A 25,176-nucleotide genomic window follows, 5' to 3' on the forward strand; every position below is an offset into this window, starting at 1 on the left:
GGAAAGCATGAGTTCGCCAGCTTCCCGCCCAGTCCCTCCTGCCGCTGCCAATCTGGTTAACCTGCGCGGCGCCGTCGACCTTTCTTCCCTGAAACGGCCTTCACAGCCTGCCCCGCAAGCGCCCGGCGGTGTTCCCGGCGGGCCGGGAACCCAGGCCGGACAGGAGACCCCTGGCGGCCAAGGCAGCCCCGAACTGAGCGTCACGGTCACCGAGGGCAATTTCCAGCAGCTCGTTGAGCTCTCGGCCCAGGTCCCCGTCGTGTTCGCGCTGTGGGCCTCCTACTCGCCCGAATCTGCCGCCATGGTGGAAACGCTGGAACGCCTCGTGGCCGGTTACGGCGGACGCCTGGTGCTGGGCACCGCGGACATTGACGCTTTCCCTCAGCTGGCCCAGGCCTTCCAGGTCCAGGCTGTGCCCACGGCGGTTGCGGTCCTGAAGGGCCAGCCCGTTCCGCTGTTCCAGGGCGGCGCCGACGAGCAGCAGGTCCGGAGCCTGTTCGATGAACTGCTCAAGGTCGCCGCTGCCAACGGCGTCACCGGAAGCCTGGGCGCCGGGGAACCCAAGGATGCCGCACCCGCGCCGCTGCCCCCGCTCCACCAGGCCGCCTTTGATGCCATCGAGGCAGGCGACTACGCCGCCGCAGCCGATGCCTACCGGCAGGCGCTCAATGAAATGCCGTCGGACCACGAGGCCAAGGCGGGCCTGGCCCAGGTAGAGCTGATGGCCAGGCTTCAGCCGCTTTCGGCCCAGGACAGCGAGGCCGTGCGTTCGCAGGCCGCCGACGAACCTGACAACCTGCAGGCGCAACTGGCGGTGGCCGATCTCGACGTCGCCGGCGGGCATGTAGAAGACGCCCTCAACCGGCTGGTCGCGTTCATCGGACGGAACTTCGGACCGGAACGGGAAACAGCCCGCGTCCGCCTGCTGGAGCTGTTCGACGTGGTGGGCGCCGGCGACGAGCGGGTGGCCAAGGCCCGCCAGGCGCTCGCCCGGGTCCTGTTCTAGTGCCTGCGCTCTTCGAACCGCTGACGCTGCGCGGCCTGGAGATCCCGCACCGGGGCTGGGTTTCCCCGATGTGCCAATACAGCTGCGATGATCCTGAAGCGCCAGGCGTGCCGAACGACTGGCACCTGATGCACCTGGGATCCTTCGCCGCCGGCGGGGCCGCCCTGATCCTGACAGAGGCCACCGCGGTCAACCCCGAGGGCCGGATCAGCCCGCGGGACACCGGCCTCTACAACGATGCGCAGCACGAAGCCTGGCAGCGCATCACCGGGTTCGTCCACCGGCACGGCACGGGCACCCGGATCGGCGTCCAGCTTGCGCACGCGGGCCGGAAGGCATCGGTCTACTGGCCGTTCTCGGACCGGCGGGGCAGCGTGGAAGCGGCCGACGGCGGTTGGACCACCCGGGGTCCCTCACCGGTCGCGTTTGACGGCTATGCCGCACCGGCTGCCATGACCGAGGATCAGATCCGCCAGGTCATCGCAGACTTCGCCGCTTCCGCTCACCGTGCCGTGGATGCCGGCTTCGACACCGTCGAGATTCACGGGGCGCACGGCTACCTCCTGCACCAGTTCCAGAGCCCGCTGAGCAACACGCGCCAGGACGGCTGGGGCGGCGACGAAGCCGGCCGCAACCGGCTCATGTTGGCTGTCGTGGATGCCGTGCGCGGTGCCATTCCCGATTCCATGCCGCTCCTTCTGCGGATTTCGGCGACTGACTGGTCGCCTGGCGGCGTGGACCCTGCCGCCTCGGTACGCCTGGCGAGGGAAGCGGTGCACCGCGGTGTGGACCTGATCGACGTCTCCAGCGGGGGATTGGTACCCCACCAGCAGATCAAGCCAGGTCCGGGCTACCAAACCGGATTTGCCGCGGCCATTCGCAGCCAGGCGGACGTTCCCACCGGAACAGTGGGGCTGCTGACCTCGCCGGACCAGGCGGAACACGCTGTGGCCACGGGACAGGCTGACGCGGTCCTGATCGCCCGGGCGGCGCTGCGTGATCCGCACTGGTGGCTGCGTGCCGCGTTCGAACTGGGGCATGACTTGCCGTGGCCGCCGCAGTATGAACGGGCCATGCCCCGACAATCGTTCTAGGGTCTAGGCTGGCAGCATGACCGTCCCGCCGCAGCCGGTAGCCCACACGGAAGTGCCAGCCTTGTCCCTTCGCGGCCTGGCCAAGCGGTTCGGCAACAAGATTGCCGTGGACGGCATCAGCCTTGACGTTCCCGCAAGGTCGTTCTTCGGCATCGTAGGCCCCAACGGCGCCGGCAAGACCACGCTGTTGTCCATGGCCACGGGACTGCTGCGTCCGGAGTTCGGCACCGCACTGGTCCACGGCATGGATGTCTGGCAGCACCCGCTCGAGGCAAAGCGGCTCCTGGGCATCCTGCCGGACGGCGTCCGCCTCTTTGACCGGCTGAGCGGGGAGCAGCTCCTGACCTACGCAGGCCTGCTGCGGGGCATGGACCGCGCCACGGTGGCCCCCCGGGTTGCTGAGCTCCTGGCGGCAATGGACCTGGACCAGGAGGCCGGGACGCTGGTGGTGGACTACTCAGCCGGGATGACCAAGAAGATCGCTCTTGCCTCGGCCCTCATCCATGCCCCTCGCGTCCTGGTGCTGGATGAACCGTTCGAAGCCGTGGACCCTGTGTCCGCAGCCAACATCCGCGCCATCCTGGACCGCTACGTGGCGTCCAGCGGAACGGTGATTGTCTCCAGCCATGTCATGGACTTGGTCCAGCGCATGTGCAGCCACGTGGCGGTGGTGGCCTCCGGCAGGATCCTCGCCGCGGGAACCGTGGCAGAGGTGCGTGGAAACGTCACGCTCGAGGAACGCTTCGTGGACCTGGTAGGCGGCAGGAACAGCACGGAGGGGCTGGAATGGTTGCGCACCTTCTGAGGCTGAAGCTGGCGCTGCTTCGCAACGGGCTGCGGCGAAGCCCGTGGCAGCTGGCCGGCATGGTCCTGGCAGCGCTCTATGCGCTCGGTGTGGTCGCCACCTTGGTCCTGATCCTCGTGGCGCTGCGCTCCGCCCCGCACGAGGCGGCCTATACCGCCGTCGTCCTCGGCGGAACCGCGGCGTTCGGCGGGTGGGGAATCGTGCCGGTGGTGGCCGCCGCCACGGACCTGACTCTGGATCCGTCCCGTTTCACCACTTTCGCCGTTCCCATGACCCAACTGCTCGCCGGCCTCGCCCTGGCAGGCCTGCTCGGAGTGCCCGGCCTTGCCACGCTCCTTGTTGCCCTTGCCACCGTTGCCACCTGGTCCACCGGAATCGTTCCGGCGCTCGCGGCAGTCGCCGGCGCCCTGCTGGGCGTTGCCGGCTGCATCATCCTTGCCAAGGTGGTCACCACCGCCACGGCCGGCCTTGCCGCTTCCCGGCGGTTCAAGGACGCCAGCGGCCTGGCCTTCCTGGTTCCGCTGGTGGTCCTGGTTCCGGTGTTGGCGGTCCTGGCCAAGGAGGGGCAGGCGCCTGCATTCCTCCCCGACCTGGCACGGGTGCTGTCCTGGACGCCCCTGGGTGCGGCCTGGTCTGTGGGCGGCGACGCCTCCGCCGGACTGGGCGGTGCCGCGGCCCTCAAGCTGCTGATTGCCGCGGCGACGGTGGCGGGGCTGACCTGGTGGTGGAAGGCGCTTCTGGAACGCGCCCTGGTCACTCCACCGTTTGCGGGTTCGGCCAAACGCGGCGGCGGCCACCCCGGGCTCCTCGGGGCCGTGCCTGCTGTTCCCGCAGCCGCCGTCATGGCCCGCTGCCTGACCTACTGGGTCAAGGACCCGCGCTATTCCGGGTCGCTGGCAGTGATCCCGCTGCTGCCTCTTGTCCTCTACTTCCAGGGCGTCCAAACAGGAGACTTCGACGGGCTGGTGATCCTTCCTCCTCTGGTGGCGTTCATTCTGGCGTGGTCGATATCCGCGGACGTCTCGTATGACAACACCGCCTTCGCGCTGCATCTGGCCACCGGAGTCTCCGGCGCGGCGGACCGGCTGGGGCGCGTGCTGGCCTGCCTCGCCTTTGCCCTGCCGGTGGTCCTGGCCTTCGGAGTGGGGCAGGCGGCACTCAACGGGTCGTGGACAGGCCTCCCGGGCCTGCTGGGCCTCAGCGTGGGGATCCTGCTGACCGGCCTCGGCCTGTCCTCAGTGGTGTCCGCGCGGTACACGGTGGCCGTTCCACTTCCCGGCGACAGTCCCTTCAAGAAGCCGCCCGGAAACGTGGCCCAGACCTTGGCCGTCCAACTCATCGGCATGGCGCTCCTGGGGGTCCTGGTCCTGCCGGAAGCCGTCCTGTTCGTGGCCGAAGTCACCACCGGGAACCACGTGCTGGGCTGGGCCAACCTCGCGGCGGGCCCACTGCTGGGTCTGGCCCTGCTGGCCGGGGGAGTCCGGCTGGGAGGCAGGTGGCTCGATGCCCGCGGCCCTGAGCTGCTGGCCCAGGTGGCGGTGAACCGGTGAAGCAGTCACCGCCGCTTTAGACAATCCGGAAAGGAATCCCCATGGAAGTAGTGATCCTCAACGGCAGCAAAGCGCCGGGACGCCTGGCCGCGGACGCCATCCAGGCCCTCCTGGAGCGCACGCCGGACGCGGTCCTGGGCCTTGCCACGGGCTCCTCGCCCCTGCCCGTTTACGATGAGCTGGCAGCAAGGCCCGGCCTGGATTTCAACCGTGTATCCGCTTTCGCGCTGGACGAGTACGTGGGGCTTCCGGAAGGCCATCCCGAGTCCTACCGAGAGGTGATCCGACGCGGGTTCACCAACCGGGTGAACATCCGGCCGGAGAACGTGCATTGCCCGGACGGGACGGCGGCGGACATTCCGGCAGCGTGCGCCGCCTACGAAGAAGCCATCGCGGCCGCCGGGGGAATCGACCTGCAGTTGCTGGGCGTGGGCACCGACGGGCATCTCGCCTTCAACGAGCCGGGGTCCTCGCTGGCCTCGCGGACTCGGATCAAGAGTCTGATCGAGCAAACCCGCAGGGACAACGCGCGGTTCTTCACCAGCCTGGCCGATGTCCCGCACCACGTCATCACCCAGGGCCTGGGCACCATCATGGAAGCCCGGCACGTGGTGCTCCTGGCCACCGGTGCGCGGAAAGCACAGGCCGTCCGGGACCTGGTGGAAGGACCGGTATCGGCCATCTGCCCGGCATCGGTGCTGCAGTTCCACCCGCACGCCACCGTGCTGCTGGATGAAGCGGCAGCTTCCGCCTTGAAGCTCGCCGACTTCTACCGGCATACCTATGACAGCAAGCCGGCGTGGCAGGGCCTCTAGCTCAGGGGCTCCGGGCCGGCGCGCCTGGGCTGGTGCCCGGCGCGCCGGCGGCGCCTTCCGGCCACCGCGGACGGCACGACGGCGGCAGGTTCCGCGGGCGCGCTGGTGACACGCCGCCGTCGGACGCGGAGCCTCACGAACGGCTAAGATGGAAGGCATGACTAGCATGACGGACCCTCTCGAAAACGACCCGATGCGCGAGCTTTCCGGGGCTGGAACGTCCACGGCCACCATTGAGCGCGAGGAACTGCGCCAGGAAGTGGAGCCGGGTGACCGGGAGCGCTTTTCGCACTATGTGCGCAAGGAAAAAATCATGGAGTCCGCACTGACCGGCGAGCCCGTCATCGCCCTGTGCGGCAAAGTCTGGACGCCGGGCCGGGACCCGCAGAAGTTCCCGGTGTGCCCCACCTGCAAAGAGGTCTACGAGGGCCTCCGCCCGGGCAATGACGGCGGCAAGGGTCCCGGAGGGGACTCGGGCAACAACAAGTAGTGACGGAGACGCTCTTTGGCGGCCCCACCCTGCCTCCGGCCTATCCGGAACGTGCAGCCTGGGGAACCGCCCCGAAACTCCGTGCCTGGCAGCAGGAAGCTCTGGACCTTTACCTGCGCAACAGCCCCCGGGATTTCCTGGCCGTAGCAACCCCCGGTGCGGGTAAGACCACCTTTGCGCTGCGCGTGGCGTCAACGCTGATCGACTCCGGCGTGGTCAATCGGGTGACCATTGTGGCGCCCACCGACCACCTGAAGCGCCAGTGGGCCGACGCTGCCGCGCGGGTGGGCATTGCCATCGATCCCAACTTCAAGAACTCGGACGGCCAGCACGGCCGCGGCTTCATCGGCGTTGCCGTCACCTATGCCCAGGTGGCCAGCAAGCCGCTGCTGCACCGGGCCAAGACGGAAGCCGCACGCACCCTGGTGATCCTGGATGAGATCCACCACGGTGGCGAGGCGCTCTCCTGGGGCGACGGCCTGCGCGAGGCCTTCGACCCCGCCGTGCGCCGGCTGTCACTGACCGGTACGCCGTTCCGTTCGGACACCTCGCCCATCCCGTTCGTCGAGTACGCGCAGGACCGGGACGGCATCCGCCGCTCCAAGGCGGACTACACATACGGCTACGGCAACGCCCTGCGCGACCACGTGGTCCGGCCCGTGATGTTCATGGCGTATTCGGGGCAGATGCGATGGCGCACCAGCGGCGGCGAGGAAATGGCCGCGTCCCTGGGCGAGGCCGCGGTGACGAAGGACGTTACCTCGCAGGCATGGCGTACGGCGCTCAACCCGGCCGGAGAATGGATCCCCGCGGTCCTGGCCGGCGCAGACAAGCGGCTCAGCGAAGTCCGCCGCACCGTGCCGGATGCCGGCGGCCTGGTCATCGCCACGGACCATGAGGACGCCCGTGCGTACGCCGGGCAGCTGAAGCGCATCACGGGGGAATCGCCCACGGTCATCCTCTCCGACGACGCCAAGGCCTCCAGCAAGATCGAGGAGTTCTCCGCAGGGGAGCAGCGCTGGATGGTGGCCGTGCGGATGGTGTCCGAAGGCGTGGACGTGCCGCGGCTCTCGGTCGGCGTGTACGCCACGTCAACCTCAACGCCGCTGTTCTTCGCGCAGGCCGTAGGGCGCTTCGTCCGTGCCCGCAAGAGGGGCGAGACGGCGTCGGTCTTCCTGCCGTCGGTCCCGCAGCTAATGGCGCTGGCCAACAGCATGGAAGCCGAACGGGACCACGCCCTGGACCGTCCGGAGAAGGACGACGACGGCCTCTTCACCCCTGAAGACTCCCTGATGGACGAGGCCAACCGCGAGGAGAAGGCCTCGGACAGCCTGACCAAGGGCAAGTTCGAGGCGCTCGATTCGCAGGCGTCCTTCGACCGCGTGCTCTTCGACGGCGGCGAGTTCGGCACCGGCGGCGAGGTAGGGTCCGACGACGAACTGGACTTTCTGGGCATCCCCGGGCTGCTGGACGCAGAGCAGGTGGGAACCCTGCTGCGGCAACGCCAGCACGAGCAGTTGAGCCGCAAGGGCAGGAAGGCGCCCGCGCAGGCTGCCGAAACCCAGGCGCCCGCCGTGCCGGACCATAGGATGCTGATGGACCTGCGGAACGAGCTGGCCAAGAACGTAGCCGCGTGGTCTGCCCGTACGGGAACACCCCACGGTGTGGTCCACACCAAGCTGCGCACGGTCTGCGGCGGCCCCGCGGTGGCCCAGGCGAACGAGGAGCAGCTGCAGGCACGCCTGCGAAAGCTCCAGGACTGGTTTATCGGGCGGAAGTAGCCGCTCAGGCCACGTCCACACCGCCGAGCTCCAGCTCAGCGACTGTTTCCTCAAGGTCTTCGGCGATCCCCGCAGTCAGCGAGCGGATCACAGTGACGGAATAGCCGGCCTGGACGGCGTCCAGCGCCGTAGCCCGCACGCAATAGTCCGTGGCGATGCCTACCACCACCACGTCTTCCACGTCGTGGCTCTGCAGCCAGTCGTCCAGTCCAATGGCGTCCTCATTGGGAGCGAACCGGTCCAGGTCCCCCGTGCCGGGCTGGCGTTCTCCGGTGGGGACGGCGTCCTCGGGCGCCAGCAGGCCCTCGAAGCCCGAGTAGGCTGCGGCGTACTGGCCCTTCTGGAAGTAGGCCTGGATGTACTCGGTGTCGAGATCCGGGTGCAGCTCCGCTCCCCGCGTGCCGGCCACACAGTGCGGCGGCCAGCTGTCCTTGAAATCGGGAGTGTCGGAGAAGTGGCTTCCCGGGTCGATGTGCCAGTCCTGCGTCGCCACGATGTGGTCAAAGGCAGCATGGTGCGAATCCACGTAGTCGCTGATGGCGCCGGCAACGGCGGCGCCGCCGGTAACGGCCAGCGATCCGCCTTCACAAAAGTCGTTCTGCACGTCGACAATGATCAGGGCGCGTGACATCAGTCCTCCTCATAAATGGTGGGGATGGCGGCCTCGCCGCGCTGGAGGCGGTTGACCACCAGAGGGAGTTCGGCCATCGAATCCGCGTGCCGCTGCCGTGCCCGGACCACGCCGTCATGGCCGGTCCAGCCCGGGAGGAGCTCGCCGTTCTTCATGAACTGCTGCAGCAGGGGCCGGTCGTTGCCGTCGTCCTCGGGCCGCTGGCCAACGCCCACCACCTCGGCAGTGGCGGTGCCGCGCTCGTTGAGCCTGCGCAGGGCGTACTTGCGGCCGCCGACGCTGGCCTTGTTCTTCGCCGCCTTTGCCACGGAAACGAAATTGCCGGCGTCGTCGGTGCGGCTGACCAGCTTGTAGACCATGCTGGCCGTAGGCGCTCCGGACCCGGTAACCAGCGAGGTGCCCACCCCGTAGGAATCCACGGGGGCCGACTGCAGCGCCGCGATGGCGAACTCGTCCAGGTCCGAGGTGACCACGATCTTGGTGTTCTCATTGCCCAGGTCGTCCAGCAGCCGGCGCACCCACTGCGCCTGGTCCACGAGGTCGCCCGAGTCCAGCCGCACCGCGCCCAGCCGCGGACCCGCAAGGTCAACGGCCCTGCGGACGGCCGCTTCGACGTCGTACGTATCCACCAGGAGCGACGTGCCCTCGCCGAGCGAGGCGATCTGGGCCTCGAAGGCGTCCCGTTCTGTGTCATGCAGGAGCGTGAAGGAGTGGGCGGCGGTGCCCACAGTCCGGATGCCGTAGCGGATGCCGGCCTCCAGGTTCGAAGTGCTGTCGAAGCCGGCGATGACGGCGGCGCGGGCAGACGCTGCGGCCGCTTCCTCATGCGTACGCCGCGAGCCCATTTCGATGCAGGGCCGGCCGTGGGCGGCACTGACCATGCGGGACGCGGCCGAGGCAATGGCGCTGTCATGGTTAAGTACGGACAGGATGTAGGTTTCCAGCATGCACGCCTCGGCGAACGTGCCCTCCACGATCAGGATGGGGGAGTGCGGGAAATAGGCGTCGCCCTCGGCGTAGCCCCAGATGTCCCCGCTGAAGCGGTAGGACGCCAGGAAATCCAGGGTCTTGCCGTTGACCACGTTGGTCCGTTCGAGGAATTCGAGTTCAGCATCTCCAAACCGGAAGTTTGCGATCCCCTCGAGCAGGCGGCCCGTGCCGGCCACGATGCCGTACCGCCGGCCATCCGGGAGGCGCCGGGCAAACGCCTCGAACACCGACTTCCGGTGCGCGGCCCCCGAATGCAGCGAGGCCTGGAGCATGGTGAGCTCGTAGTGGTCGGTGTAAAAGGACGTGCGGGGATGGTCCCAGCCGGCTGAGGTACTCACGAAAATCACTTTAGTCCCCACCGGCTCCCGCGTCTCGCTTCGCTTCGCTGCGGGCCCCTCGCCGGCGTGGCCCCACCCACCGGCTTCCGCGTCTCGCCGGTGTGGTTCCATTCATCCCCATAGAATGGACAGATGACCTTAAGCGTTACGCTCGGCCCTGACACCCAGGAGAGCACCCGGACCGGGACAGCGGAGGCCACAGCCTCCCTGACCGCCCCCGATATCCCCTGGAACCTGGTGGTCTGGAACGATCCCGTAAACCTCATGAGCTACGTCAGCTACATTTTCCAAAGCTATTTCGGCTACGCGGAGAGCAAGGCCAACAAGCTCATGATGGAGGTCCACAAAAAGGGCCGCTCCGTGGTCGCCTCAGGCAGCAAGGAACAGGTGGAACGCCACGCCGTGGCCATGCACGGTTTCGGCCTCTGGGCCACGGTGGAGAAGGCCGGCGGCGGTTCCGGCGGCTCAGGGAAATCCGGCGGATCCGGCCAGGGCAAGGGGAAACGTGGCTAAGGCATTCAAAAGCGGGCTCAAAGGCATTACCGGGTTCCTGGAACCGGCCGAGCGGGATCTCCTCCGCAGCCTTTTCAGCGACGTCATCTCCATGCTCGAGCCCGAGGAGCGGGAGGGGCAAGACCCTCTGGCCGCCCTGATCGGGCTGGACATGGACGTGGCCGAGCCGTCGGACCGCGCCATGAAACGGCTCCTTCCGAACGTTTCCAAGGACGACGACGGCGCCTCACTGGAGTTCCGGCAGCTCACCGAGCGCTCACTGCGGGAGACCAAGACCGGCGCCCTGCGGGCCGCCGCGCTGGACCTGGACAAGGACGAGATCATCCTGACGCCCCAGGGTGCAAAGCACTGGTCCATGGCGCTCAACGACGTGCGGCTCGTTCTGGCGGAGCGGCTGGACATCCGCGACGAGGCGGACGCGGACCACGTCCACAGGATGCAGGACTGGTCCCAGGCCGAGGACGTGGAAAGCTACCTGGCCCTGGTCTACAACTTCGCCACCTGGCTGCAGGAATCGCTGGTCCAGGCCATGCTGCAGTCGCTGGAACCCCGCCGGTGACCGTTGCCCCGCCGCGGCGGCCCTGTGAGAAACCAGACATGAGGCGAAGGCCACAACATCATGGCTGACACGCCCCGGACCACCTATCCTCGAATGATCATGACAACATCCCCGGGCACCCCCGCGCCGCTCCAGGACCCGCCTGCGGATACCGCCGCGCCGGTGGCCTCACGCCCCATCGGGGTGTTCGATTCCGGAGTCGGCGGGCTCACCGTGGCCCGCTCCATCATCGACCAGCTCCCCAACGAGTCCATCCTCTACGTGGGCGACACCGCCAACGGGCCCTATGGGCCCCTCCCCATCGCCGAAGTGAGGGCGAATGCCCTCGGCGTGATGGACGAACTGGTGGACTCCGGAGTCAAGCTGCTCACCATTGCCTGCAACTCGGCGTCGGCCGCTGTTCTGCGCGACGCCCGGGAACGCTACACCGCCAGGTACGGCATCCCGGTGATCGAGGTCATCCAGCCGGCCGTCCGGCGTGCCGTCTCTGCCACCCGGAGCGGCCGCGTCGGCGTGATCGGCACCTCCGCCACGGTAGGATCCCGCGCGTATGAGGACACGTTCGCCGCCGCCCCGGACCTGGCCATCACCTCCGTTGCCTGCCCCGCCTTCGTGGAATACGTCGAAGCGGGAATCACCACCGGTGCCGAACTGCTTGCCGTCGCCGAGGAATACCTGGCGCCGCTGAAGGCCGCAGAGGTGGACACCGTGGTTCTCGGCTGCACGCACTATCCGCTCCTCACCGGGGTCATCTCTTACGTTATGGGCTCCGAGGTCACCCTCGTCTCCAGTGCCGAGGAAACCGCCAAGGATGTCTACCGCGCCCTGGCCACGCACGGGCTGCAGCGCGCCGCCGCGGCGCCGCCGGAACACCACTTCGTGGCCACCGGGGACGCCCGCCAGTTTGAAACCCTGGCCCGCCGGTTCCTCGGCCCGGAGGTCCTTTCCGTGCGGCATGTCGACCACGTCGCCGCGCAGTACCCCACGGGCAGCCTTGCGCGCATCACGCCTGAGATGATCGCCGCCGCCCGGAACTCCCGGAGGCGTCCGCGCATCTCCAACTTCGTGGGAGGACCGGAGCTGTGAAGCTGACCATCGTGGGCTGCACCGGGTCATTTCCCGGTCCCGGTTCGCCGGCCTCCTGCTACCTGCTCACCGCCACGGACGGCCAGCGGACGTGGAAAGTCGTCATGGACCTGGGCAGCGGGGCGCTCGGGGCGATCCAGCGCTACACGGACCTGGAGGACATCGACGCCATTTTCCTGACCCACCTGCACCCCGACCACTGCATGGACCTCTGCGGCCTGCACGTGGCGGTCCGCTGGAAGCCGGGCGGCTGGGGCCGGGACCGGATCCCGGTATGGGGACCGGCAGCGACGGCGGACAGGATGGCCACCGCCTATGGCCTTGACCTGGACCCGGGCATGCATGAGGAATTCGACTTCACCAACTGGGCCGAGCGCGAGCCTGTGACCGTGGGCCCGTTCACCGTCACCCCCTTCGCGGTGAACCACCCGGTGGAGGAGGCCTACGCCCTGCGCGTGGAGGTGGTGGAACCCGACAAGGACGGGAGTCCGGTGTGCCGGACCCTGACCTACTCCGGCGACACGGATTCCTGCCCCGGCCTGGAAGAAGCCGCCAAGGACGCGGACCTGTTCCTCTGCGAGGCCGCGTTCGAAGAGGGCCGCGACGACGCCATCAAGGATGTGCACCTGACCGGAAAGCGTGCCGGCGAGGCGGCCGCGGCGGCCGGCGCCCGGCGGCTGCTGCTGACTCACATCCCGGTCTGGACCTCACCCACCACGGTCATGGCCGAGGCCCGGCCCGTCTTCGGCGGGGACGTGGCCGTTGCCGTGGCCGGAGTCCACTACTCCATCTAGGCTGTGCCTGGATTGGGGCCGGCAATCCGTGAGTATTCCTGGACCGGGCGTAAACCCGCGCCGGTGCAGTGGATAAGCTAATGGCATGACTTCTGAAGCAACTGCAGTACCCATCGTGCGTGCCGACGGCCGTGCGCCGGACCAGCTCCGGCCCATCAGCATTACCCGCGGCTGGTCCAACCAGGCCGAAGGCTCGGCCCTGATCGAGTTCGGCAACACCCGGGTCCTGTGCACGGCTTCCCTCACCGCCGGTGTGCCCCGCTGGCTCAAGGGCGAGGGGCGCGGCTGGGTCACCGCGGAATACGCCATGCTGCCGCGGGCCACCAACACCCGCTCGGACCGTGAGTCGGTCAAGGGCAAGATCGGCGGGCGGACCCATGAGATTTCCCGCCTGATCGGCCGTTCGCTGCGCTCCATCATCGACACCAAGGCGCTGGGCGAGAACACCATCGTCCTGGACTGCGACGTTCTTCAGGCCGATGGCGGCACCCGCACCGCCGCCATCACCGGCGCCTACGTGGCGCTCGCCGACGCCATCCGCTTCGCGCGGGACAACAAGCTGATTGCGCGCACCGCAGAGCCGCTGGTGGATACCATCGCGGCCGTCTCGGTCGGGATCATCGACGGCGTTCCCATGCTGGACCTGCCCTATGTTGAGGACGTCCGGGCCGAGACGGACATGAACGTAGTGGTCACCGGCTCAGGGAAGTTCGTGGAGGTCCAGGGAACCGCCGAAGGTGCACCGTTCGACCGCGCGGAACTCGATGCGCTCCTGGACCTTGCCCTGCTGGGTACCGGGCAGCTTGCCGCTATCCAGCGCGAAACCCTGGCTGACACCCTGTGAGTGCAGAAGAGCTACGCGGAGGCGCCTCAGCCGCCGCGGGCGCCCAGGGCGCGCGGCTGGTGCTCGCCACCCACAACCAGGGCAAGCTCCGCGAGCTCCGCGAACTGCTTCGCGGGCAGGTGCCGGGGCTCGATGTCGACACCCAGGTAGTGGACGCGGCGGCGGCAGGTGCCCCCGACGTCGTCGAAAGCGGAGTGACGTTCGCCGAGAATTCGCTGCTGAAAGCACGGGCGGTGGCGGAGGCCACCGGGCTGGTGGCCATCGCGGACGATTCCGGCCTGGCTGTGGACGTTCTGGGCGGGGCGCCGGGAATCTTCTCGGCGCGCTGGGCAGGCCGCCACGGCGATGACGAGGCCAACCTGCAGTTGCTGCTGGCCCAGCTCAGCGATGTGCCGGACGCACACCGCGGCGCGGCCTTTGTTTGCGCCGCCGCACTGGCAGTCCCCGACACCGGCGGCCTGCGGGGGCGCGAGGTGGTGGAGTACGGCCAGCTCGAGGGCTTCCTGCTGCGCGAACCGCGTGGCGACGGCGGCTTCGGGTACGACCCCATCCTGCAGCCCGTGGGAGAAGACCGCAGCTGTGCGGAACTGACGTCTCCGGAGAAGAACGCGATCAGCCACCGCGGGAAGGCATTCCGTGCCCTGCTGCCGGCCATCGTCGAGGCCCTGGACCGCCCCTGACCTGGGGTCTTATTTCTCCGGCCGGATGCCCTGGGTGTTGCGGGGCGTGCGGTGCTCTTCTTCCGGCGCGTGCTCCTCGATGAACTCGTCCACAGGGTCGGTTCCGTAAGCTTCGGCCTGGCGCCTGGCGGACATGCCGCGCAGGACTTCGACGCCGATGGGCAGCACCGAGACGAGGACGATGGCGATGAAGATGATGTCCAGGTTATCGCGGACCCAGGGGATGCGGTCGCCCAAGAGATAGCCCAGGAGGGTGACTCCGCCGCCCCACAGCAGGGCGCCGATGACGTTGTAGAGGAAGAACTTCTTCCGGCTCATCTGGGCAACGCCCACGATGACGGGGACGAAGGTTCGGATGATCGGAACGAACCGGGCCAGGATCAGCGCCTTGCCGCCGTGCTTTTCGAAGAAGGCATGGGCGTTTTCCACGTTTTCGCGTTTGAACAGGCGCGAGTTGGGCTTGTTGAAGATGGCCGGACCGGCTTTGGAACCGATGAGGTAGCCGGTCTGGTTGCCGATGATTGCGGACACCACGATCAGCAGGGCGAACAGCCAGATATTGAACTTGATGGTCTCCGTTGCCACCAGGAGGCCGGCAGTGAACAGCATGGAATCGCCGGGGAGGAAGAAGCCCACCAGCAGTCCGGTCTCGGCGAAGACGATGCCGCAGACCAGGAGCACCACCCAGGGAGCGAGGGCGGGATCAGCCAGGAAGACCTGGGGGTTCAGCCAGTCAGGCAGGAACGAGGCCAGCTGGGGCTGGACCGGTCCTGCCCCGCCCAGCATGGACACGGCGAGGTCGTTTATCACAGGAAAGTTCACCCCTCAAGGGTACTTGACGGGTTTGTGGGGTCACCGGCGGTAAAGTGGGCGCGTGGGTTTGGACTTTACGGCGATCGACTTCGAAACGGCCAACGGCTTCCGCGGATCTCCGTGTTCCGTTGGCCTGACCAAGGTGCGGGACGGCCGGGTCGTGGAGGAAGCGTCCTGGCTGATGCGGCCCCCGGCCCATCACGACCATTTCGAGCACCACAACGTCCGGATCCACGGCATCACTGCTGCGGATGTGGCGGGCATGCCGCGCTTCGGGGACCTGTTTCCGGAAATCGGCGCCTTCATTGGCGACGACATCCTGGCCGCCCACAACGCAGCGTTCGACCTGGGCGTGATCCGGTCCGCCCTGGAAGTGTCCGGGCTGCCCGGTCCCGCGTACGACTACGTGTGCACGGTGATACTGTCCCGCCGCTGCTACTCGCTGGTATCCAATTCGCTGCCGTTCGCCGCTGAAGAAGCGGGCGTGCCGCTGCTGAACCACCACGACGCGGTCGAGGATGCCCGCGCCTGTGCAGGCATCCTCGTTGATATCGCCCGCCGGAACGGCGCCAACAGCTTGGCTGAGCTGTTCCTGTCGTTGGACCTGGCCATGCCCCGGCAGCCCGCCTTCGATCCTGGTACGGGCGTCCTGTCCAAGCCCAGCATCGCGGCCATGGCACAGGCTGCCGCCGGGGGAGCGCCCCCGGCCCGGCTGTTCCGAAGCTGGCCGGAGGAGGGCGAGAACCCGCTGCCCAACCCGGACGCCGAACCGGACCATCCGCTCTTCGGCCAAACCGTAGTGTTCACCGGGCAGCTCGCCATGGCCCGCCCGGAAGCGAAGCTCCGTTCCGCGGAGCTGGGGGCGCGCACGGAAAGCCGGGTGACCGGCCGCACCACGGTCCTGGTGGTAGGCGACGGCTTCGACGCCACGGACCTGCGGTCCGGCAGGCTGACGGGCAAGGCGCGCCGCGTCCTGGAACTCCACGGCCGGGGCCAGGCCATCGAGGTGCTGTCCGAGGGTGAGTTCCTGCAGATGGTGGGCAATGGCGCATCCGTTCACAGGAGGCAACAAAGCTTCTCCGCTTAGCCGGCGGACCCCTACCCTTGCTCTATGCGCTCCCTTTTTGCCTTCCCGAACCCCGTCAACGAGTACGCGGCACGCATTACGGCCGGCCTCGTGGTGCTGCTGGCGCTTGTTACAGCCGTGTCAGGTTCGGGCTGGGGCCTCCTGGCGATCGCCGCCGGTTTCTGGCTGAGGGTCCTGTTCGGCCCCCGCATCTCACCGCTGGCGCTCCTGTCCGTCAAGGTCATCGCGCCCAGGCTGGGCCGGACCAAGCTGGTTCCGGGCCCACCCAAGCGCTTTGCGCAAGGCATAGGTGCGGGGATGTCCACCCTGGCGCTCGCCCTGTTCGTCGCCGGTGCGCAGCCCGCTGCCTGGACGGTGCTGGGAATCCTGGTGGTGGCAGCCTCCCTGGAAGCCTTCGCCGGATTGTGCCTGGGCTGCCGGGCCTTCGCTCTCCTCCAAAGCCGCGGGCTGATCCCCGAGGACGTTTGCGAGGCGTGCAACAACATCAGTCTTCGCCGGTCGTAACCTTCACCAGCCGGGCGGCCATCCCACGGACCACGTCACGGCCCTCCAGGGCCTCCAGCCATTCCTCCGGCAGGCATCCCTCGCCATACAGTGCGCCCAGGATGTTGCCGGCAACCGAGGCCGTGGAATCGCTGTCCCCGCTGTGGTTGACGGCAACGGCCAGCGCCTCGCGGAAATGCCCTTCGGCCTCCTCCCGGGTGCCTGCGCCTCCGCCCGGCAGGGTCGCCAATGCGGCGTAAAGTCCGACGGCGAGAGCCTCCTCCGCGATCCAGCCCTCCCCGAGTGCCTCGTTAAGTTCCTCGGGGGAGACAGCGCCCCTGGCCGCCAGGTCCAGGGCAGCGGCCAGGCGCTCAGGCAGCTCAGCCGCAACGTCCGGCAACTCGCGGGCTGAGGCGGCCACCGCGGCTGCTGCCTCCTTCAGGCCCTCCCCGGATACCAGCCGGTGGATGAGGAGGCTGAAGGTTCCGGCACTCTGGCGCGCCGACGGATGTCCGTGCGTCAGGGCGGCGGCGTCGGCACTTAGCTTATAGACGGCGTCGGACGCGATATGCGGAACAAGGCCGAACGGCGCTGAGCGCATTACGGTGCCGCAGCCCTTGGAACCGGGGTTGACCGGGCGGGCGGACGTGCCCATCTCCCCGCTGGCCAGGCCGGAAATACAGGCCTTGCCGGGGTGCCGGCGGTGGTGCAGCACTGCCTGGCCGTCGATCCAGCGCGGCTGCGGTGCCGGCGCGGACGGGCTGGCGTCCTCGCCCTGGGTGGCCAGCCAGCGCAGGTAGGCGAGCCACAGGCAGGCGTTCACGTCCGCTCCGACGCCCGAATTCGCCCATTCCAGCGCTTCTGCGAGCCCGTCGACGGTGTAGAGGGTCATTTGGGTATCGTCCGAAAACACGCCCCCCTCGGGGAGCTGCGCAAAACCGGTCAGCCCCCGCCCGCCGAACCGCTGCCGGATGCCGGCAATGGAATCGAATTCGACGGCGTACCCCAGCGCGTCGCCCAGCGAACCGCCCAGCAGGCAGCCGTGGATGCGGGATTTCAGACTTGGGGCAGGAAATACGGGGACGTTGCTCATGGCCCAAATTTACCGTGGCCCGTACGGGCGCGGGGACCGGGCCGCGCGCTCTTGCCGGCACCGGTCCTGCCCGGCGTCCAAAACTGTGGCCCGGGCTGGAATAATGGTCTGGTTGCCCCTTTGCAGCCCCCGTTCCCGCACCTACCCCGAGGTCACACATGAGCATGCCCGGCACCGACCGCCACGACACCTTGCTGCCCGGAACGGCGCCCGCCGAGTACGGGTTGGCGCCCCGCCTTGCAGCCGAGGCCTTCGGAACCCTGTTCCTGGTGCTGGCCGCGGTCGGGGTACCGCTGTTCACCATCCCGCAGTCCAGCCCGCTGCCCGCCCCGCTGGCTGCAGGCCTGGCCGTCACGGCAGCAATGCTGGCGTTCGGGCATGTATCCGGTGGCCACTTCAATCCGGCCATTACGCTGGGGCACCTGCTGGCCGGTCGGATCCGGACCGTGGCGGCGGCTGGCTATGCCGCCGCGCAGCTGGCCGGGGCTGTAGCGGGCGCGCTGGTGCTGTACGGGGTCCTGCGGACCCTTCCCGGCATCGCGGACAGCCGGACAGCGTTCGACACCGTCAGCCCGGGCTACGGTGCGCACTCCATCATTGAGGCACCGCTGGCAGCTGCGTTCCTGCTGGGGATGCTTGGTGCAGCCGTGATCGTCGCCGTGTTCCTGGGGGCGGCTGGCCGCGACAACTCGAACACAGCGGCGGCGGCGCTCGCGGTGGGCCTGAGCTTTGCCGTCCTGCTCCAGCTGGGCCAGGCCATTGGGAACCTGCCGTTCAACCCCGCCCGTGCCGCAGCCTCAGCCGTGTTCAGCTCTGCCTGGGCCATGGAGCAGCTGTGGGTTTTCGTCCTGGCTCCGCTGGCGGGTGCTGCCATCGCCGGCCTGGTCTTCCGTGCTTTGCCTTCCCCGTTGGCGGCAGTGCCCGAGGACGAACCGGCAGCGCCTGCGGACCTGCCGGCAGCGCGCCTCCCGTAGAGGCCCGCCCACCGTCCGCCACGTTCTGTCAGTGCCAGCCGATAGCGTAGGAATATGCGGTTACTTCACACTTCCGACTGGCACCTGGGCCGGTCCTTCCACGGAGTCGGCATGCTCGATGCCCAGCGGGACTTCGTTGACCAGCTGGTGGACGCCGTTACGCGCCACGGGGTGGACGTGGTCCTGATCGCCGGGGATGTCTACGACCGGGCGCTCCCCGGCGTGGATGTGGTCCGCCTGCTTGATGACGCGCTGGTACGGCTGACATCTGCCGGCGCACAGGTGGTGCTCACCAGCGGAAACCATGATTCGGCCATCAGGCTGGGGTTTGCCTCCCGGCTGCTGGAACGCGGGGGCGTGCACCTTCGCACCAGGCTCGAAGGACTTGCCGAGCCTCTGGTGCTCCCGCTGGAACCCGGTGCAGGGGCAGGCAGCGCTGTCCTGGCCGTCTATGGCATCCCATGGCTGGAACCCCGGCTCGTGGCGGACCAGCTGGGGGTGGAGACCGCCAGCCATTTCGAGGTGACCCGCGCTGCTGCCGAGCTGGTCCGGACGGACATCCAACGCCGCTCCGAGGAATCGCCGGTGCATTCGGTGGTCCTGGCCCATACCTTCGCCAGCGGAGGCATCAGTTCCGACAGCGAACGGGACCTGAGCATCGGCGGCGTGGGGGCAGTGCCGCTGGACCTCTTTGACGCCTTCACCTATACCGCACTCGGCCACCTGCACGGCCGGCAGGAACTCTCAAATTCGGTGCGGTATTCGGGGTCCCCCTTGGCCTACTCATTTTCGGAAGCAAACCACCGCAAGGGTGCGTGGCTGGTGGACATCGGACCGGACGGGCTGGAGGGGGTCAAGGAGGTGACCTGGACGGCGCCCCGGACCCTGGCCGTGCTGCGCGGCAGGCTCGAAGACCTCCTGGCGTCCAAGGAATTCGGGTGGGCCGAAGCCGCATACTGCCAGGTCACCCTGACTGATGCGCAGCGTCCCGTCCGCGCCATGGACCGCCTGCGGGCCCGTTTCCCCGACACCCTGGTGCTCGGCTTCGACCCTGAGGGCGGCCCATCCGGCACGTCCGCCACCTACAGCAGCCGGCTCGCCGACGCTCCGGATGACCTCGCGGTGTGTTGCGGTTTCCTGTCACACGTACGCGGCCGGGAAGCCGATGAAGCGGAGCAGGCTGCCCTCGCCGCTGCCCTTGAAAACGTTCGTCTCCAGGAGGTGTCGCGGTGAGGATCCATTCCCTGCGGATTTCCGGCTTCGGCCCGTTTGCCGGCACGGAGGATATCGACTTCGACCGGCTCAGCGCCCACGGGCTCTTCCTCCTGAACGGTCCCACCGGTGCCGGGAAGACCAGCGTCCTGGACGCCATCTGCTTCGCGCTCTACGGTTCGGTGCCCGGCGCCCGGCAGGAGGGAAAGCGGCTCCGCAGTGATCACGCCGATCCGTCGCGGGAACCGGCGGTAACCTGCGTCTTCTCGGCCCAGGGGCGGCGGTTCGAAGTGACGCGATCGCCGGCCTGGGATAAGCCCAGTGCGCGCGGGCGAAACGGTTTTGCCACGCAGCAGGCCAAGACGCTTCTTCGGGAGCGGGTTGGGACGGACTGGAAGGAGCTGTCGGCCCGCAATGATGAGGCCGCTGCAGAGATCATGGCCGTGCTGGGCATGGACAGGGAACAGTTCACCCGCGTGGTGATGCTCCCGCAGGGGGACTTTGCCGCCTTCCTACGGTCCAAGGCCACGGACCGGCTGGAGCTGTTACAGAAGCTTTTTGGGACCGAGCGGTTCGAAGCTGTGGAGCAGGACCTGGCCCGCCAGGCGCAGTTGGCGCGCCAGGAAGTTGCCGCAATCTCCGGCCAGCTTGAAATCCTGGCGGCCCGGGCCGAATCGGAAGCGGCAGCCCTGGGCCTCCCGTCGGCTGATCAGCCGGACACGGCTGCCGAGGCCCGGATTGCCGGGCTGCAGGAGGCGGCCGTGGCCCGCCTTGCGGCGCTGAAGGACGCAGCCGGCGAGGCGGAGAGGGCCAGCAGGCAGCGGGCAGCGGCAGCCGAGGCCGAGGAAGCCCGGACCGAACGCAGGCGGCGGCTCGACGCCGCGTCTGTCCGTAGGGCTGCGGTTGAGGCAGGTGGGCAGGAGCTCGAGGGCAACGTTCTCCGGCTTGCGCGGCACCGCCAGGCAGAAGTGCTGGCCGGCCACCTTCACAACGTCGATGCCGCCGCCGCAAAGGTGCGCGCCGCCGCCGGTGCAGCAGGCTCCTCCCTCACCCTGCTGCGGGTTTCTGCAGCGGAAGAAGCGGAACTGACTGGTCTGGAACTGAGGGAAGCGGAGGCCCTGCCGGCGAACGCGGCGGCTGAACTCGGCCGGCTGCGTTCCCTGCAGGCAGTGGTGGAAGCGCGGCTCCCGGACGAGGAGCGGCTCCAGTCGCTCCGGGCAAGGAAGACCGGGCTGGTCAAGGAACAGGAAAAGCTGGCGGCGGCCCTGGCTGCTGTCAGCAGGACCTCGGCGAACCTGCAGGGCGAACAATCCCGCCTGCTCGAGGAACTGGAACCCCTGGAACGCCGGGCGGCAGCGGCTCCGCTGCTGGCCAAGGACGCCGAGAATGCCAGGGAGCTCCTGGACGTGGTTCGGCAGCACCGGCTGGCTGCCGTCGCAAGGGACGCTGCCACTGGCCGCTGGCACGAGTCCCGCAGCCGCCAGCTTGAAGCCAAGCAAGCCTGGCTGGACCTACGGGAAGAACGGCTCGCCAATGCCGCGGCCGAGCTCGCGGCCGGCCTGGCAGACGGAGCCCCCTGCCCCGTCTGCGGCAATGCCAAGCATCCGGACCCGGCCACAGGGGGTACGGCAGGTCCTGGCCTGGCACAGCAGGAGGAAGATGCCCGGCTGGTCTACGAGGACGCAGACGCGGCACTCTCCGAGGCAGCCCGCAGCCTGGCTGAAGCGGAGCAACTGGTGGCCGTGCTCGCCGGCCAGGGAGGCGGCACCGCAGAGGAAGACGCAGCAAAGGCCTGCGCGGAAGCGGTCCGTGCGGCAGGCGATGCCGCGCGCGCCGCAGAAGAACTTGAAACCCTGCGCTTCCGCCTGAGCGTCCTCAAAGAAGACCTTGACGCTGCGGCCGAGTCACACCAGGAAACAGACAAAGAGCTTGCCGCCGCCGTGTCGGCCGCCAAGGACCTGGCGGCGCAGGAGGAGGCCCTCGACCAGGCGCTGGCCGAACTGCGCGCCGGTCAACCGACGCTGGCACGCCGGCTGCGGTCACTGGGCAAGGCCGTGGCCGTCCTCGACAAGGCCGTGGAAGCGCACGCAGTCCTGGCAGCGGCCCAGGAGCGGGAGCGGGAAACCGTCGGCCAGTTTGAGCTCGCCCTGCCCGACGCAGGCTTCAGCTCGGCGGCGGAAGCCCGCGCGCAATTGCTGGACACTGCTGCAGCGTCGGCCCTCCAGGAGGCCGTGCGCGCCGCGCAGGACGAGGCCGCCCGGGTCGCCGAGCTCTTCGAGTCCGAGGACATCGTCCGGGCGTTGGAAGAACAGGCCGCCGGCTTCGAATCTGATCCGCAGCGACTGGACCTGTTGCGCGCAGAAGCCGCGGAGGCTGGCCGCGCGGCGCGGGAGGCCGAGGTTGCGGCGGGAGTGGCGGCCCGGTGCCTTACTTCGCTGCAGGGCATAGCGGCTGAATACCACGAGGCGGCGGGGGCCTCGCGCGGCCCCGCCGAGCGGGCGCAGATGCTGGCGGGCCTTGCTGAAGCCGCGTCCGGCCGCGGCGAGAACACCTACCGGATGAGCCTGAACAGCTACGTCCTGGCCGCCCGGCTTGAGCAGGTGGCCGTGGCAGCCTCCGAGCGCCTGGTGGCCATGAGCGACGGACGCTACCTGCTGCAGCATACGGACGCCCGGGCAGCCCGTGGCGCCAAATCCGGGCTGGGCCTTGAAGTGGTTGACCAGTGGACCGGCCACCGCCGGGACACCTCCACCCTCTCGGGCGGAGAGTCCTTCATGGCCTCGCTCGCGCTTGCCCTTGGGCTGGCGGACGTGGTCCAGCAGGAGGCAGGCGGCGTTGAAATCGAAACGCTCTTCGTGGACGAGGGTTTCGGGAGCCTGGATGAGCAGTCGCTGGAGCAGGTCATGGATGCCCTCGAGGGGCTCCGTGACGGCGGCCGCGTGGTGGGCCTGGTAAGCCATGTCGCCGAAATGAAGCAGCGGATCGGCACCCAACTGCAGGTGCTGAAAGGCCGGAACGGGTCCACCCTGCAGATTTCCGAGGCTCTGGAAGCCGCAGCGTAGGTCACTGCACCTAGGTGAGCACTGCACCTAGGCGAGCTGTTGCTCGATTCTGGCGGCGCTCTCCGCCAGCGCCGGTCCCACCACTGTTTCGGGGTCGTGCGGGGAGCTGATATAGACGACGGCCAGAGCGGCGGGACGTCCGCCCGGGACCCGGACGGGCGCAGCCAGCGAGGATACCCCGGCGATCACTTCATCATGGCTCGCCGAGAAACCCTTGCGGCGCGCCTCCGCCGCCTCTGCCCGGTAACCTACGCCGGTGCCCAGACGCTCCCATTCCGCCTCGGTCAGCGCGGACTGGATGGCAATGCCCGGCGCTCCGGCATTGATGGGGTGCCGGGTTCCGGGGTGCTGGGCCACGGTGGCGCCGGAATGCCGCGGTTCAACGGTCACGAGCGTGATGCAGTCGTGGTGGTCCCACACCGCGATGAACGCGGTCATGTCGAGGCCGTTGGCCAGTTGGGTCAGTTCGGGCAGCGCCGCGGACTGCAGGTTGCGGGAGACGCCCCGGGCCAGGACGGCGAGTCCGGGGCCCGGCTGGACCCGGCCGGCGTCGTCCCTCACCAGCAGCGAGTGGTCCTCCAGGGTGCGCAGGATCCGGTACGCAACGGAACGGTGCACCCCCATGGCGTCTGCCAGTTCGGCGATGGTCAGGGGGCCGGAGGAGGCGGCCAGGATCTCGAGCGCCCGTATTCCCCGTGACAGCGTCTGGGAGGGGGAAGCCTGGGCAGGTGAGGCGCCGGCCACAGCCGATCCGGGAACGTTCATGCGCTCCATCCTAGGTGTGCCACGGGTCGGAAGGCCCTCGTGTAACGGGGAACCCACCCGTAGTGTTCTCATTACGAATTACCAGTTCAACTATAGAACTGAGGACGCGAAAGCGTTAATGTTTGGGAAATCGTGTCGTGTCTCACACTTTCGTAGTACCCTACTAACTAACTGACCGTTCTGTCGGTAATCATGAAGGCGACCCGGTGGCGCAGCCGCCAATAAACAATGGAGTTTCAATGACCTCACCTTCCGCGGTGGACACACCCGCTGGCCCCAGCAGCCGGCGGGAGGAGCGCAAAGTCCTCGCAGGCACCCTCGTCGGCACCACCATCGAGTGGTATGACTTCTTCATCTTCGCCCAGCTGACGGCAACGCTGCTGTCGCCCCTGTTCCTGGCGCCGTTGAACGAGTCCAACCCCGGCCTGGCCCAGATCCTCTCCTTTGCCCTGATCGGCATCAGCTTCCTGTTCCGCCCTCTCGGCGCGGTCATTGCCGGCCACCTTGGTGACCGGCTGGGACGCAAGGCCATGCTCGTTTTCACCCTGGTGATGATGGGTGCTGCCACCGCCCTGATCGGCATGCTTCCCACTTACGCGCAGATCGGTGCCTGGGCTCCGATCCTCCTGATCCTGCTGCGCATCGTGCAGGGCTTCTCCGCCGGCGGCGAATGGGGCGGTGCGGCACTGATGGCCGTGGAACACGCGCCCCTGCACAAGCGTGGCCTGTTCGGCGCCTACCCGCAGATCGGTGTCCCGGTCGGCATGATCCTCGCCACCGGCCTCCTCTACTTCCTGAACACCAGCATGTCCAAGGAAGACTTCGCGTCCTGGGGCTGGCGGGTGCCGTTCCTGCTCTCCATCGTCCTTATTGTGGTGGGCTACCTGATCCGCCGCGCCGTGGCAGAGAGCCCGGTATTCAAGGAAATGGCTGCACGCAAGGCCGAAAGCAAGGCGCCCCTGGGTGAGCTGCTCCGCAGCCACAAGCTGCCGGTCCTGTATTCGACCATGATCTTCATCGCCAACAACGCCGCGGGCTACCTCCTGATTGCATTCTTCATCTCCTATGCCACCCGGACCCTAAAGATGCCGGTGCCCGAAGTCCTGCTCGCCACCACCCTGGCCTCCTTCGGCTGGCTGATCTTCACCCTCGCGGGCGGTTGGCTCTCAGACCGGATCGGCCGCGTCAAGACCTTCCTTACCGGCTACGCGATCGTCTTCGCCTGGATGCTGCCGATGTTCGCGCTGATCGATACCAAAAACATCTGGCTGTACGGCGTGGCGCTGTTCGTCCTCACCATCGGCCTGGGACTGTCCTACGGCCCGATGTCCGCGATGTATGCGGAGATGTTCCCCGCCCACGTGCGGTACTCGGGCATCTCCATCGGCTACGCCTTCGGCGCGATCCTGGGCGGCGCATTTGCGGCGACCATCGCCGAAGCGCTGCTGCAGAGCACCAAGTGGGCCGGCTCCATCGGCATCTACATCATGGTGCTGTGCGTCATTTCGGCCATCGGCGTGGTGCTGGCCAAGGAGACCAAGGGCAACCCCCTCGGCGTCAGCAGCCACCACTAGCATCCGGCCCGCCAGGGCAGGAGCTCCACCCCGATAACGCTCGACGGCGGGTCCGGACCATCGCGGTCCGGGCCCGTCTCGCTGCCCCCGCCAATCCGGAGCCCGGCGTGCTGCAAGCCCGGCGCAGGGCTGCGACT

At 68.2% G+C, this 25,176-nt stretch carries 24 protein-coding genes; 19 read left to right on the plus strand and 5 right to left on the minus strand.

Going from position 1 to position 25,176, the window contains the following annotated elements; genetic code table 11:
• The first annotated feature begins 7 nt into the window (after positions 1-7).
• The 7 genes from ACIQC0_RS15480 to ACIQC0_RS15510 all read left to right on the plus strand — a co-directional run bounded on the left by ACIQC0_RS15480 (position 8) and on the right by ACIQC0_RS15510 (position 7,541).
• Positions 8-1,006, plus strand: a complete 999-nt coding sequence (locus ACIQC0_RS15480) for a co-chaperone YbbN (protein ID WP_400536239.1) — start codon at positions 8-10, stop codon at positions 1,004-1,006.
• The gene (locus tag ACIQC0_RS15485; RefSeq protein WP_400536242.1) at positions 1,006-2,100 is read left to right on the plus strand and encodes an NADH:flavin oxidoreductase/NADH oxidase; all 1,095 of its coding nucleotides are present in this window, start codon (positions 1,006-1,008) and stop codon (positions 2,098-2,100) included. The genes ACIQC0_RS15480 and ACIQC0_RS15485 overlap by 1 nt, the downstream gene beginning before the upstream one ends.
• A 16-nt stretch (positions 2,101-2,116) precedes the next feature.
• Positions 2,117-2,905 carry an ABC transporter ATP-binding protein gene (locus ACIQC0_RS15490; protein ID WP_400536245.1) on the plus strand — a complete coding sequence of 263 codons (789 nt, stop codon included), beginning with the start codon at positions 2,117-2,119 and terminating at the stop codon, positions 2,903-2,905.
• On the plus strand, positions 2,887-4,455 hold the full coding sequence (locus ACIQC0_RS15495) for a transporter (RefSeq protein WP_400536248.1): 1,569 nt from the start codon (positions 2,887-2,889) through the stop codon (positions 4,453-4,455). Before ACIQC0_RS15490 ends, ACIQC0_RS15495 begins: the two co-directional genes overlap by 19 nt.
• A 41-nt stretch (positions 4,456-4,496) precedes the next feature.
• Positions 4,497-5,270 carry a glucosamine-6-phosphate deaminase gene (nagB, locus tag ACIQC0_RS15500; RefSeq protein WP_377216912.1) on the plus strand — a complete coding sequence of 258 codons (774 nt, stop codon included), beginning with the start codon at positions 4,497-4,499 and terminating at the stop codon, positions 5,268-5,270.
• Positions 5,271-5,418: 148 nt separating this feature from the next.
• Complete coding sequence (locus ACIQC0_RS15505) at positions 5,419-5,760, plus strand: DUF3039 domain-containing protein (RefSeq protein WP_377216911.1); 342 nt, start codon at positions 5,419-5,421, stop codon at positions 5,758-5,760.
• Entirely contained in the window at positions 5,760-7,541 is a 1,782-nt protein-coding gene (locus ACIQC0_RS15510; RefSeq protein WP_400536252.1) for a DEAD/DEAH box helicase, read from the plus strand. The genes ACIQC0_RS15505 and ACIQC0_RS15510 overlap by 1 nt, the downstream gene beginning before the upstream one ends.
• 4 nt (positions 7,542-7,545) lie before the next feature.
• Here ACIQC0_RS15510 and ACIQC0_RS15515 read toward each other — a convergent pair whose 3' ends face one another.
• Together ACIQC0_RS15515 and ACIQC0_RS15520 are read right to left on the minus strand one after the other, a co-directional pair.
• A complete protein-coding gene (locus ACIQC0_RS15515; RefSeq protein ID WP_377216909.1) occupies positions 7,546-8,172 on the minus strand; it encodes an isochorismatase family protein in 627 nt (208 codons plus the stop codon).
• Positions 8,172-9,500, minus strand: coding sequence for a nicotinate phosphoribosyltransferase (locus ACIQC0_RS15520; RefSeq protein WP_377216908.1), 1,329 nt, complete (start codon positions 9,498-9,500; stop codon positions 8,172-8,174). Before ACIQC0_RS15520 ends, ACIQC0_RS15515 begins: the two co-directional genes overlap by 1 nt.
• Positions 9,501-9,632: 132 nt before the next feature.
• On the opposite strand from ACIQC0_RS15520, the gene clpS reads away from it, so the two are divergent.
• The 6 genes from clpS to rdgB all read left to right on the plus strand — a co-directional run bounded on the left by clpS (position 9,633) and on the right by rdgB (position 13,976).
• Positions 9,633-10,013 (plus strand): ATP-dependent Clp protease adapter ClpS, encoded by a 381-nt coding sequence (gene clpS, locus ACIQC0_RS15525; RefSeq protein ID WP_377216907.1) that lies wholly within the window; start codon positions 9,633-9,635, stop codon positions 10,011-10,013.
• Positions 10,006-10,572 (plus strand): DUF2017 domain-containing protein, encoded by a 567-nt coding sequence (locus ACIQC0_RS15530; RefSeq protein ID WP_400536257.1) that lies wholly within the window; start codon positions 10,006-10,008, stop codon positions 10,570-10,572. The genes clpS and ACIQC0_RS15530 overlap by 8 nt, the downstream gene beginning before the upstream one ends.
• 99 nt (positions 10,573-10,671) lie before the next feature.
• The gene (gene murI, locus ACIQC0_RS15535; RefSeq protein WP_400536260.1) at positions 10,672-11,658 is read left to right on the plus strand and encodes a glutamate racemase; all 987 of its coding nucleotides are present in this window, start codon (positions 10,672-10,674) and stop codon (positions 11,656-11,658) included.
• Positions 11,655-12,452 (plus strand): MBL fold metallo-hydrolase, encoded by a 798-nt coding sequence (locus ACIQC0_RS15540; RefSeq protein ID WP_400536263.1) that lies wholly within the window; start codon positions 11,655-11,657, stop codon positions 12,450-12,452. The genes murI and ACIQC0_RS15540 overlap by 4 nt, the downstream gene beginning before the upstream one ends.
• 85 nt (positions 12,453-12,537) lie before the next feature.
• The gene (rph, locus tag ACIQC0_RS15545) at positions 12,538-13,296 is read left to right on the plus strand and encodes a ribonuclease PH (RefSeq protein WP_400536266.1); all 759 of its coding nucleotides are present in this window, start codon (positions 12,538-12,540) and stop codon (positions 13,294-13,296) included.
• Entirely contained in the window at positions 13,293-13,976 is a 684-nt protein-coding gene (gene rdgB, locus ACIQC0_RS15550) for an RdgB/HAM1 family non-canonical purine NTP pyrophosphatase (protein WP_400536269.1), read from the plus strand. Before rph ends, rdgB begins: the two co-directional genes overlap by 4 nt.
• Before the next feature lie 9 nt (positions 13,977-13,985).
• Here the strand turns inward: rdgB and ACIQC0_RS15555 are convergent, their stop codons facing one another.
• Positions 13,986-14,783, minus strand: a complete 798-nt coding sequence (locus ACIQC0_RS15555; protein ID WP_400536328.1) for a DedA family protein — start codon at positions 14,781-14,783, stop codon at positions 13,986-13,988.
• 67 nt (positions 14,784-14,850) lie between these two features.
• Between ACIQC0_RS15555 and ACIQC0_RS15560 the strand changes: the two genes are divergently transcribed.
• Positions 14,851-15,876, plus strand: a complete 1,026-nt coding sequence (locus tag ACIQC0_RS15560) for an exonuclease domain-containing protein (RefSeq protein ID WP_400536272.1) — start codon at positions 14,851-14,853, stop codon at positions 15,874-15,876.
• Positions 15,877-15,900: 24 nt separating this feature from the next.
• Complete coding sequence (locus ACIQC0_RS15565; protein ID WP_400536275.1) at positions 15,901-16,380, plus strand: DUF4395 domain-containing protein; 480 nt, start codon at positions 15,901-15,903, stop codon at positions 16,378-16,380.
• On the opposite strand, the gene ACIQC0_RS15570 is transcribed toward ACIQC0_RS15565, so the two are convergent.
• The gene (locus ACIQC0_RS15570) at positions 16,361-17,452 is read right to left on the minus strand and encodes an ADP-ribosylglycohydrolase family protein (RefSeq protein WP_400536278.1); all 1,092 of its coding nucleotides are present in this window, start codon (positions 17,450-17,452) and stop codon (positions 16,361-16,363) included. The two genes, ACIQC0_RS15565 and ACIQC0_RS15570, sit on opposite strands and share 20 nt — an antisense overlap.
• Positions 17,453-17,610: 158 nt before the next feature.
• Between ACIQC0_RS15570 and ACIQC0_RS15575 the strand changes: the two genes are divergently transcribed.
• The 3 genes from ACIQC0_RS15575 to ACIQC0_RS15585 are packed head-to-tail and all read left to right on the plus strand — an operon-like array spanning position 17,611 to position 22,700.
• On the plus strand, positions 17,611-18,426 hold the full coding sequence (locus ACIQC0_RS15575; RefSeq protein WP_400536281.1) for an aquaporin: 816 nt from the start codon (positions 17,611-17,613) through the stop codon (positions 18,424-18,426).
• Positions 18,427-18,480: 54 nt separating this feature from the next.
• A complete protein-coding gene (locus ACIQC0_RS15580) occupies positions 18,481-19,659 on the plus strand; it encodes an exonuclease SbcCD subunit D (RefSeq protein WP_400536284.1) in 1,179 nt (392 codons plus the stop codon).
• Positions 19,656-22,700, plus strand: a complete 3,045-nt coding sequence (locus ACIQC0_RS15585) for an AAA family ATPase (protein ID WP_400536287.1) — start codon at positions 19,656-19,658, stop codon at positions 22,698-22,700. Before ACIQC0_RS15580 ends, ACIQC0_RS15585 begins: the two co-directional genes overlap by 4 nt.
• Before the next feature lie 27 nt (positions 22,701-22,727).
• Here ACIQC0_RS15585 and ACIQC0_RS15590 read toward each other — a convergent pair whose 3' ends face one another.
• A complete protein-coding gene (locus ACIQC0_RS15590) occupies positions 22,728-23,474 on the minus strand; it encodes an IclR family transcriptional regulator (protein WP_377216895.1) in 747 nt (248 codons plus the stop codon).
• 230 nt (positions 23,475-23,704) lie between these two features.
• On the opposite strand from ACIQC0_RS15590, the gene ACIQC0_RS15595 reads away from it, so the two are divergent.
• On the plus strand, positions 23,705-25,039 hold the full coding sequence (locus ACIQC0_RS15595) for an MFS transporter (protein WP_400536291.1): 1,335 nt from the start codon (positions 23,705-23,707) through the stop codon (positions 25,037-25,039).
• Positions 25,040-25,176: the final 137 nt, after the last annotated feature.

This window comes from Pseudarthrobacter sp. NPDC092419, assembly GCF_044755045.1.
GTDB lineage: Bacteria > Actinomycetota > Actinomycetes > Actinomycetales > Micrococcaceae > Arthrobacter.